Genomic DNA, 13,535 nt, shown 5'->3' with positions numbered 1-13,535 from the left:
GCTCAACGCACGGTGAAGGCCGGGGACTTGCCGGTGATCGGGGTGACGGTGCCGAGCAGGTTCCGCGCGTCGCCGCGGTACACGATCCGGTACGTGCCCGGGGCGGTGTCCTGCGGGATGTCCCAGGTGACGGTGACCTTGGAGGCGGCGACGCCGTAGCGCTCCCAGTGGAACCTGGTCGCCCAGTCGCCGTCGTCCGCCATCCGGCGCCAGGCGCCGCCGGGGTCCTGGCGCTGGATCTCCAGGTACGTGCCGCCCCGGTGCAGGTCGTTGCCCGGGTGGGCGCCGGCGAAGACGACCCGCGCCCGGTCGCCGGCCCGGTAGCCGTCCTGGGGCGTCTCCAGCACGTCCCCGAACGACTTGAGGACCGGCGGCGCGTCCAGCACCACGCCGGGCTGAAGAGCGAGGACCGTGCCGGACAGGTCCGGGGCCTCGGGGCCGAGGGGCAGCTCGGTGCCGTCGCGCAGCGCGGTGGCGAGAGCGGCCGCCGTCTGCTGCAGCGCCGGGAGCTGCCAGCGGCCGAACAGGGTGCTGCCGCCCTCGTACTGCTGGGAGTCGTACTCCTCCGGGGTGGTCAGGTAGTGGAAGTACGCGTTGGCGTATCCGGCGACCAGCACGTCCTCGAGGTCGGCGCCGACGATCTCCGCGACCGTGCGCCGCAGCCGCAGGCCCGCGCAGATGGTGACCTCGCCCGGGATGCCGACGAGGTACAGCCGGCCGATGCGCACCAGCATCACCGGCACCCGCTCCTGGACCCACGGGTAGACGCGGTTCATCTCGCCGATGGGCACGAAGACGTCCTTGGGCGCCTGCGCCTCCTTCAGCTCCGGCGAGACGGTGTAGATCACGGAGTCGGACACCGCGTCCCAGAAGGGGTTCTCGCCTTCCTGGAATCCCGGGAAGGCCGGCCCGTCCTCCATGCTCCCGGCGGCCATGGAGGCGCCGATGCAGGGCTTGGAGGTGCGGTGGGTCCGCCCGTCGCCGGTGAACTCGGGGCGCACCGCGACGTCGGAGAGGTCGACGTAGACCAGCCGGGAGTCCACCGGGCCGGTCAGCGTGACGCCCGGCTCGTGCAACTGCGCCGCGGCGGCCTCGTACTGCCGCAGCCCGCTGGCGTGGGTGTGGGCGAAGTCCTCCGGCGTGGTCGGGGGCGACAGGTCCAGGTTGGGGGACATGTCGCCGCTGTTGGTCTGCGCGAACGCCGAGACGAACGCCGGGGAGCCGTCGGCCAGGTAGTCGACGCCGTTGACCTCGCGCTCCCAGTGGTAGGCGGCGAACCCCTTGTTGTCCGCGCTGATCAGCCGGTTGTCCCCGGACATGCTGGTGCCGTGCACCGGGAACCAGTTGACGGCGCCCACCGCCCGGCCCTCCCGCTCCACCCGCAGCAGCGTGGTGTGCGGGTCGACGGCGTCCGGGAAGTGGTCGCGGTCGGCCTTCGGGTTGCGGTCGAAGGCCACCCGGGAGCGGTTGGCGCTGGCCCCGGTCAGGGTCCCGTGGCTGAGGACCAGGCCGGAGGGCGCCAGGTCGTCGTGGGCGCGCCGGGCGGCCTCGACTAGACCGTCCGCCACGGCCTCGAAGGTCTTGCGGTGGAACCCGAACGTGGTCGCGTTGTACAGCAGATGGTGCGAGTAGCCGCCGGGACCGGCGTGGGTGTGGGTGGCGGTGATGAGCACGTTCTGCTCGGTGTAGAGGTCGCCGTACCGCGCGGCGAGACGCCGCAGCACCTCCTGGTGCACGCTCTCGAAGATCATCGGAGAGTCCGCGACGATCAGCAGGACGCGCCGGCCGGTGGCCCGGTCCACCACCACGAACCCGCGGGCCCGCAGACGCGTGTGCAGCCCGGCGGCCTGCTGGTCGAACCGGCCGTAGCCCATCATGCCGACCTCGGCGACCTCGCCGGTGGCGTCGGCGACGCCCCGCCCGACGAGGTAGGCGGTGTCACCGCCGGACGGGGTGTCACCCGCGGACGCCGTGCCGTCGGCGGTCGCGGCGCCGGCCGGCGCCGGCCCGGCCAACTGGGCGCCGGCCAGGCCGAGGCCGGTGAGGGCTCCCGCGGCCAGGACGGTACGCCGGCTGCGGGCGGGGCGTTCCGTGGACATCTGCTGCTCCTCGGCTCGGTGGGGGGGTGCGAACGCGAAGTGGAGAACGGGAAGTGCCGAACACGCCGGGAAGGAACTTGAACAATGTTCAAGTTTTCCGTGCGCCATTGCTACACCTGCCGCCGCGGGCGCCGCAATACCCGTGCGGCAACCTCCACGCGGTCGCCGTGCCTTCGCTGCGACGCCCGCGCAGGACGGCCTTCGGCGGCCCTCCGGACGGTGCGCCCGGGGGCCGCCGCGGTCCTCTGAGACACTGGGGGCGCCATGAGTGAGACTGTTGCTGAGCCGACCGCGCCTCTGCGGGCCCGGGCCGAGATCGATCTGGCCGCCCTGCGCGCCAATGTGCGGGTCCTGCGGGCCCGGGCGCGGGGCGCGGCCCTGATGGCCGTCGTCAAGTCCGACGCGTACGGCCACGGGGCGCTGCCGTGTGCCCGCGCCGCCGTCGAGGCGGGCGCGACCTGGCTGGGCACGGCCACCCCGGAGGAGGCGCTCGCGCTGCGCGCCGCCGGCCTGGACACCCGCGTCCTGTGCTGGCTCTGGGTGCCCGGCGGGCCCTGGCGGCAGGCCGTCGAGGCGGACATCGACGTCTCCCTCAGCGGGATGTGGGCGCTGCGCGAGGTCACCGAGGCCGCCCGGCAGGCGGGCCGGCCCGCGCGGGTGCAGCTCAAGGCCGACACCGGGCTCGGACGCAACGGCTGCCAGCCCGCCGACTGGCCCGAACTGGTCGACGCGGCCCTGCGGGCCGAGGCCGAGGGCCTGCTCCGGGTCACCGGTCTGTGGTCGCACTTCGCCTGCGCCGACGAGCCGGGGCACCCGTCCATCGCCGCCCAGCTCACCCGTTTCCGGGAGATGGTGGCGTACGCCGAGGAGCGGGGCGTGTGCCCCGAGGTCCGCCACATCGCCAACTCCCCGGCCACGCTGACCCTTCCGGAGACCCACTTCGACCTCGTCCGGCCGGGCATCGCGATGTACGGCATCTCGCCCAGCCCGGAGATCGGCACCCCGGCCGACTTCGGCCTGCGCCCGGTGATGACGCTGAGCGCGTCGCTGGCACTGGTCAAGCACGTCCCGGCCGGACACGGCGTCAGTTACGGCCACCACTACGTCACCCCGGGCGCGACCACCCTCGGCCTCGTCCCCGTCGGCTACGCGGACGGCATCCCCCGGCACGCCTCCGGCACCGGCCCGGTGCTGGTGGACGGCAAGTGGCGGACCGTCGCGGGGCGGGTGGCCATGGACCAGTTCGTGGTGGACCTCGGCGGGGACGAGCCCGAGGCCGGCGCGCAGGCGGTGCTGTTCGGTCCCGGCGACCGCGGCGAGCCCACCGCCGAGGACTGGGCGCAGGCCTGCGGCACGATCGCGTACGAGATCGTCACCCGGATCGGAACGCGTGTTCCCCGCGTCCATGTGAACGGGGCCCAGGCGGGGTAACCCCTTCAGGGGGCGGATATCCATGCCCGGTTACTCCTGCCGCCGCCGGTAACACGGACACCACCGGCACCACCGGCACCACGGCACCAGCCCCGGCACCACCCGTTTCACCCACCCAGCGAACTGCAGTACGGCGAAGAGGAGCGGAAGTGAGCGAGAGCAGCGCGGAGGCCCTGGTGGACGCCGTCGCCTCGGCGGCCGCCGCCTCCGCGGCGGGGGCGGCCGGCAACTGGCGCAGGACGACCGGCATCGCCGGTGCCGCGATAGGCGTCCTGGCCGCGGGCGCGGCCGCCGGGGTGGCCGTCGAGCGGATGACCGTGGGCCGTGGGATGCGCCGCAGGGCCCGGCTCGTGCTCGACTCGGCCGGCCCCTACGGCACCCTGCGCGGCACCCCCGGCAAGGCGTACGCCGACGACGGCACGGAGTTGTACTACGAGGTCGACGACGTCGAGCCCGACCCGGGTCCGAACGTCTCCCCGCGCCGCCGCAGGCTCTTCGGCCGCAAGGCCCCCGCCCCCGTCACCGTTGTCTTCTGCCACGGCTACTGCCTCAGCCAGGACTCCTTCCACTTCCAGCGGGCGGCCCTGCGCGGGGTCGTGCGCACCGTGTACTGGGACCAGCGCAGCCACGGCCGCTCCGGACGCGGGGTGGCCCAGACCCAGGACGGCGTGCCCCTCACCATCGACCAGCTCGGCCGCGATCTGAAGGCCGTCCTCGACGCGGCCGTGCCGGACGGGCCGATCGTGCTGGTCGGGCACTCCATGGGCGGGATGACGATCATGGCGCTGGCCGCCCACTTCCCGGAGCTGATCCGCGACCGGGTCGTGGCCACCGCCTTCATCGGCACCTCCTCCGGACGGCTCGGCGAGGTCAACTTCGGGCTGCCGGTGGCCGGCGTCAACGCGGTGCGCCGGATACTCCCCGGAGTGCTGAGGGCGCTCGGGCAGCAGGCGGAACTGGTCGAGAAGGGGCGCCGGGCCACCGCCGACCTGTTCGCCGGGGTCATCAAGCGGTACTCGTTCGCGTCCCGGGACGTCGATCCCGCCGTGGAGCGGTTCGCCGAACGGATGATCGAGTCGACGCCGATCGACGTGGTCGCCGAGTTCTACCCGGCCTTCACCGAGCACGACAAGACCGAGGCGCTGCTCTGCTTCCGGGACTTCCCCGTGCTGGTGCTGGCCGGGGTGCAGGACCTGGTCACGCCCAGCGAGCACAGCGAGGCCATCGCCGACCTCCTCCCGGACGCCGAACTGGTGCTCGTGCCGGACGCCGGGCACCTCGTGATGCTGGAACACCCCGAAGTGGTCACCGACCGCCTGGCCGACCTGCTCACCCGCGCGGGCGCGGTGCCGGCAGGGGCTACCGTAAGTGGCTATGGAACAGCCAGCAGCACCAGCAGCACCGCACGACCCCGCTGAGACCCGGCTGACCATCACCTCTCCCGAGCAGATGCGGGAGCTGGGCCGCCGCCTGGCCAAGCTGCTGCGCTCGGGTGACCTGGTGATGCTCAGCGGCGAGCTGGGCGCGGGCAAGACCACGCTGACCCGCGGGCTCGGGGAGGGGCTCGGCGTGCGCGGCGCGGTCACCTCGCCGACCTTCGTGATCGCCCGGGTGCACCCCTCCCTGGGCGACGGGCCGCCGCTCGTCCACGTGGACGCCTACCGGCTCTCCGGCGGTCTCGACGAGATGGAGGACCTCGACCTCGACGTCTCCCTGCCCGACTCGGTGATCGTCGTGGAGTGGGGCGAGGGCAAGGTCGAGGAGCTGACCGACGAGCGGCTCCAGGTCGTCATCCATCGGGCCGTCGGCGACACGACCGACGAGGTCCGGCACGTGACGGTCACCGGGCTCGGGCAGCGGTGGGCGAGCGCGGACCTGGACACGCTCGCGGCCTGACGACGACCTCTTTCCGACAAGGCGTCGGTAACATATTGCGCAGGATGTCCCGGGCGTGGTCACATGGAGTCCCCGCTCGTGGTTAGGCATACCTAACCGCGTCCGCCCCCGCACGTGAGGAGGCGTCCATGTCCGCTTCTCGGTCCACGGAGCCGCCGGTCGAGCCGCCCGTGGCCGGCGGGGTGTCGATGCGTGAGCTGCTGGCGTCGTGCGAGGCCGCCCGCGCCGTCTCCCGGCCCCCGTGCGAGCCGGCCCCGTCCCGGCCGGAACACCCGGTGGGACCGGAGCGGCGCCGGGCCGCGTGACCGGCGTCCCGTAGCCGCGGGACGAGTGCCGCCGGGAGCGGCACGGGTGAGCGCGGCCGCGTCCGGCGAGCCGGTCCCGGCGGCGGCCCCGCGCACCTGCGGGCGCCGGGTGGTCCGCCCCGCGAACGTCAGCGGATCACCACCACGGGTACGCCGATCGTGGCGAATTTCCACATCGCCTCGCCGTCCTCGCGCCGCTCCCGGATGCCGCCCGTCTTCACGCCGTCCCCCGTGACGGGGTCCCCGCCCCGCACCGCCGCGCTGAAGCCGATCACCACCCCGTCCACGCTGGTGAACCGCACGACGTGCTCGATGGGCAGGCCGTCCGTGCCGGTGACCGCGTTCGAGCGGGACGTGACCCAGTACCTGCCCGCCGGTGGGTCCACGGTGCCGGGTCTCACCCCGAAGCTGCGCTGGACCCGGTTGTGGTCGTCGACCAGCCAGACTCTGTCGTCGTCCACCGAGTACACGACCCGTTCACCCGTTCCGGAACCGCTCGGCAGGGCGCCCGGGTGGAGCCGGTCGCGCGGCGCCTTCCCGGTCGCCGAGGCGGACGCCGCGTTCGGCCCGGGCCTGCCGCTCAGGTTCGGCGGGACGGTCGCCTGTGCCTGGTAGGTGAGGAATCCGACGACGCCGATGGCCACCGCGGTGAGGCCGGCCACGATCCCCGAGCTGGTCCCTGCCACGCGCGCCCACCTCTGTTTCGTGCCATATGTCGTACTTCGTACGAACCGTAGCAGTCGGTCACCGCCGCACCCGTACGGCGATGCGAGCGGCGCGAGCGCCGTAGGCTGTTCGCGTGCTCTTGCTCGCTCTGGATACCGCCACCCCCGCCGTCACCGTCGCGCTGCACGACGGAACGGACGTCATCGCGTCGTCGAGCCAGGTGGACGCCCGCCGGCACGGAGAGCTGCTGCTGCCGGCCGTCGACCGGGTGCTCGCCGAGGCCGGGCTCAAGCTTGAGGCCGTCACCGGCATCGTCGTCGGCGCCGGGCCCGGGCCGTACACCGGTCTGCGGGTCGGCCTGATGACCGCCGACACCTTCGGCCTCGCGCTCGGCGTCCCGGTGCACGGCCTGTGCACCCTGGACGGCCTCGCCTACGCCGCCGACATCGAGAAGGGCCCCTTCGTCGTGGCGACCGACGCCCGGCGCAAGGAGGTCTACTGGGCGACCTACGCCGACTCCCGCACCCGCCTGACCGACCCGGCCGTCGACCGCCCCGCCGACATCGCCGAGCGGGTCGCCGGACTGCCCGCGGTCGGCGCCGGCGCGCTGCTCTACCCGGACACGTTCCCGAGCGCCCACGAGCCGGAGCACGTGTCCGCCGCCGCCCTCGCCGCGCTGGCGGCCGAGAGGCTGGCCGCGGGCGAGGAGCTGCCGGCGCCGCGCCCGCTGTACCTGCGCCGCCCCGACGCGCAGGTCCCCAAGAACTACAAGGTGGTCACCCCGAAGTGACGGAACCTCGACTGCGTGAGATGCGCTGGTGGGACATCGACCCGGTCCTCGGGCTGGAACGGGAGCTGTTCCCCGACGACGCCTGGTCGAGGGGCATGTTCTGGTCCGAGCTGGCCCACGCCCGGGGCGGCGAGGCCAACCGGCGGTACCTCGTGGCCGAGGAGGACGGCCGGATCGTCGGGTACGCGGGCCTCGCGGCCTCAGGCGACGTGGGCGACATCCAGACCATCGCCGTCGCCCGCTCCCACCAGGGCACCGGCCTCGGCGGCCGCCTGCTGACCGAGCTGCTGAAGGCGGCCACCGCCTTCGAGTGCGCCGAGGTCATGCTCGAGTGCCGGGTCGACAACCTGGCCGCCCAGAAGCTCTACGAGCGCTTCGGCTTCGTGCCCATCGGCTTCAGGCGCGGCTACTACCAGCCGGGGAACGTCGACGCCCTGGTGATGCGCCTGACCACAGCATCCGACAGCGGCCCCGCCGCGGACTCACCCCCAGTACAAGGAACCGAGATCAATGGCTGACGAACCTCTCGTCCTCGGCATCGAGACCTCCTGCGACGAGACCGGCGTCGGCATCGTCCGCGGCACCACCCTGCTGGCGGACGCCGTCGCCTCCAGTGTCGACGAGCACGCCCGCTTCGGCGGCGTGGTGCCCGAGGTGGCCTCCCGGGCGCACCTGGAGGCGATGGTCCCGACCATCGACCGCGCGCTGAAGGAGGCGGGCGTCACCGCGAAGGACCTCGACGGCATCGCGGTCACCGCCGGCCCCGGACTCGCCGGCGCCCTGCTGGTCGGCGTCTCGGCCGCCAAGGCCTACGCCTACGCCCTCGGCAAGCCCCTCTACGGCGTCAACCACCTGGCCTCGCACATCTGCGTGGACCAGCTGGAGCACGGCCCGCTGCCCGAGCCGACCATGGCCCTGCTGGTCTCCGGCGGACACTCCTCGCTGCTGCTGTCCGAGGACATCACCTCCGACGTCCGCCCCATGGGCGCCACCATCGACGACGCGGCCGGCGAGGCCTTCGACAAGATCGCCCGGGTGCTGGACCTGGGCTTCCCCGGCGGTCCGGTCATCGACCGCTACGCCCGTGAGGGCGACCCGTCGGCGATCGCCTTCCCGCGCGGCCTGACCGGCCCGCGCGACCCCGCGTACGACTTCTCCTTCTCCGGTCTGAAGACCGCCGTGGCCCGCTGGATCGAGGCGCGGCGGGCGGCCGGCGAGGAGGTCCCGGTCCGGGACGTGGCCGCGTCCTTCCAGGAGGCCGTGGTCGACGTGCTGACCCGCAAGGCCGTCCGCGCCTGCAAGGACCAGGGGGTCGACCATCTGATGATCGGCGGCGGCGTCGCGGCCAACTCCCGGCTGCGCGTCCTGGCCCAGGAGCGCTGCGAGGCGGCCGGCATCCGGCTGCGCGTCCCGCGTCCCAAGCTCTGCACGGACAACGGAGCGATGGTCGCGGCCCTCGGCGCCGAGATGGTCTCCCGCAACCGCGCCGCCTCCGACTGGGACCTGTCCGCCGACTCCTCGCTGCCGGTGACCGACCCGCACGTGCCGGGGCAGAGCCATGCCCACGCGCACGAGACCGGCACGGAGAACCTGTACTCATGACGGTCGCCCTGATGTGGGAGGCCCGGGCGGCCGCGGGCCGGGGCGCGGAACTGCTGGCCTGGGCGCGTGCGCAGGACCTCGCAGGGGAGCCGCTGCGCCGGGAGACGTTCCGGGCCCCGCAGGACCGGGTGCTGGTCGTCACCTGGTGGGACGCGCCGTACGACGCCGAGCTGCCGGAACTGCCCGAACCGGACGGGGGGCTGGTGACGCGGGCGGTCCACCGGTGGCGGTTCGAGCGGGTGGACGGGGAAGCGGAAGGCTGAGGTGGCGCGCGGGCCCGATCCCGCGCTATGATCATCACACGCGAACGGCCGGAAACCCGGTCCGGACGCAGTGCGTTGGTGGTCCAAGGAAAGACGCCCCACTTCCTGTGGGGAGATGCAGGTGCAAGGCCTGCCCGGCGCTCCATCGAACACCCCGTCACCGGTTCTCCCGCGGCGGGGTGTTCGCGTTCACCCCGCCTCGGTCACCTCCACCTCGCAGCGCAGCGTCCGCTCGGGCCCGACCACCCGCACCGGACCGGTCAGCCGCAGCCGGGCGGTGTGCCGTACCTCCGCGCTGGACGGCCCGAGCCGCAGCTCCAGCGCGCCCGGCTCCACCACGCGGGCGCCGGTGCGGTCGGTGAAGGACGACAGGTCGGCGTGGAAGCGGAAGGTCAGCCGGCGGGACTCGCCGGGGGACAGCTCCAGTCGCCGGTAGCCGGTCAGCCGGACGTCCGGGCGGGTCACCGACGCCACCGGGTCGTGCAGATAGAGCTGGACCACCTCGGCGCCCGCCCGGTCGCCGGTGTTGCGGACGGTCAGCGAGAGGTCGTACGAGCCGTCCGTGCCGATCTCCGTGACGTCGCCGCCGGTGAAGCCCTCCCAGGCGAACGTCGTGTACGAGCGGCCGTGGCCGAAGGGGAACAGCGGGGTCGGGTCCAGATTGCTGACCTCGCCGGCCAGGCCCAGCGGGGGCTGGAGATAGGTCCAGGGCTGGCCGCCGGGCGCCCGCGGGACGCTCACCGGCAGGCGCCCCGAGGGGTTCACCCGGCCGGACAGGACGCCCGCGAGGGCCGGGCCGCCCTCCTCGCCCGGAAAGAAGGCCTGGACGGCCGCGCCCAGCCGGCCGTGCCAGCGGCCCAGTGCGTACGGGCGGCCGGTGAGCAGAACCAGGACGACGGGGACGCCGGTGGCGACCAGCGCGTCCAGCAACTCGCCCTGGACGCCCGGCAGCCGCAGGTCCGCCACGTCGCAGCCCTCGCCCGAGGTGCCCCGGCCGAACAGGCCCGCGCGGTCGCCGAGGACCGCCACGCACACGTCCGCCTCCGCCGCCCGGGCCACCGCCTCCGCGAAGCCCGAGGCGTCCGGGTCGGAGACCCCGCAGCCCTCGGCGAACGTCACCTTGGCGTCGGGGAGTTCGGCGCGCAGGGCCTCCAGGACGGTCGGGATCGGGATGCCGAGCGGCACCTCGGGATGGTGGGGGAGCACATGGGAGGGGAAGGAGTAGCAGCCGAGCATCGCCAGGGCGTCCGCCGCGCGGGGGCCCACCACCGCGATCCGGGTGTCGGGGGCCAGCGGAAGCAGCCCGTCGGGGTTGTCGAGCAGGACCACCGACTCCTGCGCCAGCCGGCCGGCCAGGGCCCGGTTGGGGGCCGAGTCCAGGTCGACCGGGCCGTCCGGCTCCGGCCGCCAGTCCTCGTCCAGCAGACCCAGCTCGCACTTCTGCAGCAGGACCCGCCGGGCCGCGCGGTCCACCAGCGACTCCGGGATCCGGCCCGCCCGCACCGCGCCGACGAGCGGGGCGCCGTAGCACTTCAGGGTGGGCAGTTCGACGTCGATGCCCGCCGCGAGGGCCAGGTGCGCCGCGCCGGCCTCGTCCTCCGCGACCCGGTGCTGGCTCTGCAGGAAGCCCACGCCGAAGTAGTCGGCGACCACCGTGCCGGTGAACCCCCACTCGCCGCGCAGGAGTTCGTCGAGCAGCCGGGGGTCGGCGGAGACCGGCACGCCGTCGGTCTCGGTGTAGGAGGCCATCACCGAGCGCGCCCCGCCCTCGCGCAGCGCCATCTCGAACGGCGGCAGGGTCACGTCCGCGAACTCCCGCACGCCCGCCCGTACGGGGGCGAGGTTGCGGGCGCCCACCGAGGAGGCGTACCCCGCGAAGTGCTTGAGGGTGGCGACCACCCCGGCCGACTCCAGACCGCGCACGTAGGCCGCGCCGACCGTGCCGACGAGGTACGGGTCCTCGCCGATCGTCTCCTCCACCCGGCCCCAGCGCGGGTCGCGGACCACGTCCAGCACGGGGGCGAGGCCCTGGTGGACGCCGACCGAGCGCAGGTCGCGGCCGATGTGCCGGCCCAGCTCGGCGACGAGCTCCGGGTCGAAGGACGCGCCCCAGGCGAGCGGCACCGGGTACGCGGTCGCGCCCCAGGCCGTGAAGCCCGCCAGGCACTCCTCGTGGGCGACCGCCGGGATGCCGAAGCGGCCCGCCCCGGCGATGCGGCGCTGGGCGCGGGCCAGCGCCTGCGCGCCCAGCGCCGGGTCCACGGGGGCGGTGCCGAAGGAGCGGGTCAACTGGCCGAGGCCGTGGGTGATCAGCTCGTCCCAGTCGTAGTCGGCGGTCATCTCGCGCTGCAGCGGGGCGACTCCGTCGCCGTCCGTGGCGGCGCCCACCCACACTCCGTAGAGCTGCGCGGTCTTCTCCTCGAGGGTCAGGCGGGAGAGCAGGTCGTCGACGCGCGCGGCGGCGGGCAGGGCGGGGTCGCGCCAAGGAGCGGTGGTCATGGAACTCCCGTCGGAAGGGTCGGGACGCCGGGCGGTACCCCGTTCGTCGGCACACTCTCGGGCTCTCGGGCGGTGGACTCTCGACTCCGCTCACGAATGTTTCGGAAAGGGCATCGAATGTTCCGGAAACCTATGGCGCGACAACACCTTCGTCAAGAGGTGCCGCAGGGATACGATCGCGGGCATGAAGCCTTCGAAGCCCGCAGAAACGCAGACGGCGACCCTCGCCGAAATCGCCAGGGAGGCCGGGGTCTCCGCTCCGACTGTTTCGAAGGTCCTCAACGGCCGGGCCGACGTGGCCCCGGCCACCCGCACCCGGGTCGAGGAGCTGCTGCGCGTCTACGGCTACCGCCGCCGGCGTGCCGAGGCCTCCCGTTCCCCGCTGATCGACCTGGTCTTCCACGAGCTGGAGAGCGCCTGGGCGATGGAGGTCATCCGGGGCGTGGAGAACGTGGCCCGGGACGCGGGGCTGAGCGTGGTGCTGTCCGAGTCGGCCGGGCGGCTCACCCCGGGCCGCACCTGGGCCGACCAGGTCGCCGCCCGCCGGCCGCACGGCGTGGTCCTGGTCCTCTCCCACCTCGACGAGTCCCAGCGCGCCCTGCTGACCAGCCGTTCCATCCCGTTCGTGGTGATGGACCCGGCCGGCGACCCGGGCCCGGACGTGCCCTCGATCGGCGCCACCAACTGGCAGGGCGGCCTCGCCGCGACCCGCCACCTGGTGGAGCTCGGCCACACCCGGATCGGCGCCATCAGCGGGCCGTCCCGGATGATGTGCAGCCGGGCCCGCGTCGACGGCTACCGGGCCGCGCTGGAGACGGCGGGCCTGCCGGTCGACCCCTCGCTCGTGGTCACCGGCGACTTCCACCACGACGCCGGCTACCGGCTGGGGCTGGAGCTGCTGCGCCGCCCGGACCGGCCCACCGCCGTCTTCGCCGGCAACGACCTCCAGGCGCTCGGCCTGTTCGAGGCCGCGCGGGAGCTGGGGCTGCGCGTCCCGGAGGATCTCAGCGTGGTCGGCTTCGACGATCTGCCGGTGGCCCGCTGGGTCGGGCCGCCGCTGACGACCGTGCGCCAGCCGCTGACCGAGATGGCCGAGGCCGCGGCCCGGCTGGTGCTGGAACTGGGCCGCGCGCAGGACGAGCGGGCGGCGACCCGGGTGGAGCTGGCGACCAGCCTGGTGGTGCGCAGCAGCACGGCGGCCCCGGCCGCCGGGTGATATGCGTGGCCGGAAGTTGACGTTTTGACCGGTGGGGCGTGCGCGCCCACACTCCTCCGAAGTCAATCGGTTGTACGGCCGAAACTTTCGGAGGCACCCCCCGCCATGAGAACCTCCAGAACCCCCCTTACGCGCCTGCCCGGCCGCCCTGGTCGCCGCCGCGGCCCTGCACACGGCCGGCGTCGGCACCGCCCGCGCCGCCGACCCGCCGCTGCGCGACCTCGCCGCGGCCAGTGGCAGGGTCACGGCTCTGACCCTTTCCGCCGCCCGTCGCGGACGGCCGGAGAAGTTCTCCGGAAGATTTTTCCGCGCGGCTGTCGATCCGGCCGTCTCCCGTTCGACGCATGGGTGAGCGGCGGGGAACGGCCCCGCCGCCCGGACCGAGGAGTCACCATGCCCCGTTACCTGTCGCTCGTGCGCATCGACGAGGCCTCCGCCCCCGCCGAGGGCCCCAGCGAGGAACTGATGCGGCGGATGGGCGAGCTGATCGAGGAGATCACCAAGGCCGGCGTCATGCTCGACACCGCCGGGCTCACCCCCTCCGCCCAGGGCTCCCGGGTGCGCTGGGAGGGCGGGAAGATCTCCGTCACCGACGGGCCCTTCACCGAGTCCAAGGAGGTCGTCGGCGGCTACGCGCTCATGCAGTGCAAGGACATGGCCGAGGCCGTGGAGTGGACCAAGCGGTTCCTGAAGACCCACGAGGAGTTCTGGACCGTCACCTGTGAGGTCCGGGAGATCGCCGAGGGCTGAGGCCGCTTGGCTCCGGCG

13 protein-coding genes are annotated in these 13,535 nt (G+C 73.9%); 10 read left to right on the top strand and 3 right to left on the bottom strand.

From position 1 onward, the window contains the following. Window positions 1-2 precede the first annotated feature (2 nt). Window positions 3-2,099: a neutral/alkaline ceramidase gene (locus tag ACZ7JA_RS03130; RefSeq protein WP_470806990.1), complete on the bottom strand. Its 2,097-nt coding sequence runs from the start codon at window positions 2,097-2,099 to the stop codon at window positions 3-5. Window positions 2,100-2,363: 264 nt separating this feature from the next. Between ACZ7JA_RS03130 and alr the strand changes: the two genes are divergently transcribed. From alr to ACZ7JA_RS03110, 4 genes are all read left to right on the top strand, one after another. Next, the gene (gene alr / locus ACZ7JA_RS03125; RefSeq protein ID WP_470806979.1) at window positions 2,364-3,530 is read left to right on the top strand and encodes an alanine racemase; all 1,167 of its coding nucleotides are present in this window, start codon (window positions 2,364-2,366) and stop codon (window positions 3,528-3,530) included. A 149-nt stretch (window positions 3,531-3,679) separates the two neighbouring features. Continuing rightward, window positions 3,680-4,948 carry an alpha/beta fold hydrolase gene (locus tag ACZ7JA_RS03120; RefSeq protein ID WP_351672033.1) on the top strand — a complete coding sequence of 423 codons (1,269 nt, stop codon included), beginning with the start codon at window positions 3,680-3,682 and terminating at the stop codon, window positions 4,946-4,948. Further along, window positions 4,905-5,426: a tRNA (adenosine(37)-N6)-threonylcarbamoyltransferase complex ATPase subunit type 1 TsaE gene (tsaE, locus tag ACZ7JA_RS03115; RefSeq protein ID WP_351672036.1), complete on the top strand. Its 522-nt coding sequence runs from the start codon at window positions 4,905-4,907 to the stop codon at window positions 5,424-5,426. The genes ACZ7JA_RS03120 and tsaE overlap by 44 nt, the downstream gene beginning before the upstream one ends. 128 nt (window positions 5,427-5,554) lie before the next feature. Continuing rightward, window positions 5,555-5,731, top strand: coding sequence for a hypothetical protein (locus tag ACZ7JA_RS03110; protein WP_351672039.1), 177 nt, complete (start codon window positions 5,555-5,557; stop codon window positions 5,729-5,731). Between the two features lie 128 nt (window positions 5,732-5,859). Here ACZ7JA_RS03110 and ACZ7JA_RS03105 read toward each other — a convergent pair whose 3' ends face one another. After that, window positions 5,860-6,417: a hypothetical protein gene (locus tag ACZ7JA_RS03105; RefSeq protein WP_351672042.1), complete on the bottom strand. Its 558-nt coding sequence runs from the start codon at window positions 6,415-6,417 to the stop codon at window positions 5,860-5,862. Window positions 6,418-6,530: 113 nt separating this feature from the next. Here ACZ7JA_RS03105 and tsaB point away from each other — a divergent pair, with 113 nt between their 5' ends. From tsaB to ACZ7JA_RS03085, 4 genes are read left to right on the top strand one after another with little or no spacing between them, the layout of a single operon-like run. Next, window positions 6,531-7,187, top strand: coding sequence for a tRNA (adenosine(37)-N6)-threonylcarbamoyltransferase complex dimerization subunit type 1 TsaB (tsaB, locus tag ACZ7JA_RS03100; RefSeq protein WP_389303679.1), 657 nt, complete (start codon window positions 6,531-6,533; stop codon window positions 7,185-7,187). 20 nt (window positions 7,188-7,207) lie between these two features. Beyond that, complete coding sequence (rimI, locus tag ACZ7JA_RS03095; RefSeq protein WP_351672159.1) at window positions 7,208-7,705, top strand: ribosomal protein S18-alanine N-acetyltransferase; 498 nt, start codon at window positions 7,208-7,210, stop codon at window positions 7,703-7,705. Continuing rightward, window positions 7,698-8,789, top strand: a complete 1,092-nt coding sequence (tsaD, locus tag ACZ7JA_RS03090) for a tRNA (adenosine(37)-N6)-threonylcarbamoyltransferase complex transferase subunit TsaD (RefSeq protein WP_351672047.1) — start codon at window positions 7,698-7,700, stop codon at window positions 8,787-8,789. Before rimI ends, tsaD begins: the two co-directional genes overlap by 8 nt. Then, window positions 8,786-9,052, top strand: coding sequence for a hypothetical protein (locus ACZ7JA_RS03085; protein ID WP_351672050.1), 267 nt, complete (start codon window positions 8,786-8,788; stop codon window positions 9,050-9,052). Before tsaD ends, ACZ7JA_RS03085 begins: the two co-directional genes overlap by 4 nt. A 189-nt stretch (window positions 9,053-9,241) precedes the next feature. Here the strand turns inward: ACZ7JA_RS03085 and ACZ7JA_RS03080 are convergent, their stop codons facing one another. Then, on the bottom strand, window positions 9,242-11,551 hold the full coding sequence (locus ACZ7JA_RS03080) for a beta-xylosidase/alpha-l-arabinosidase (protein ID WP_470806974.1): 2,310 nt from the start codon (window positions 11,549-11,551) through the stop codon (window positions 9,242-9,244). 184 nt (window positions 11,552-11,735) lie between these two features. On the opposite strand from ACZ7JA_RS03080, the gene ACZ7JA_RS03075 reads away from it, so the two are divergent. Next, on the top strand, window positions 11,736-12,767 hold the full coding sequence (locus tag ACZ7JA_RS03075; protein WP_351672056.1) for a LacI family DNA-binding transcriptional regulator: 1,032 nt from the start codon (window positions 11,736-11,738) through the stop codon (window positions 12,765-12,767). 393 nt (window positions 12,768-13,160) lie between these two features. Then, window positions 13,161-13,517, top strand: coding sequence for a YciI family protein (locus ACZ7JA_RS03070; RefSeq protein WP_351672059.1), 357 nt, complete (start codon window positions 13,161-13,163; stop codon window positions 13,515-13,517). Window positions 13,518-13,535 lie beyond the last annotated feature (18 nt).

This window comes from Streptomyces sp. NPDC038135 (assembly GCF_055601245.1).
This window is presented reverse-complemented; position numbering and strand designations above follow the sequence as displayed.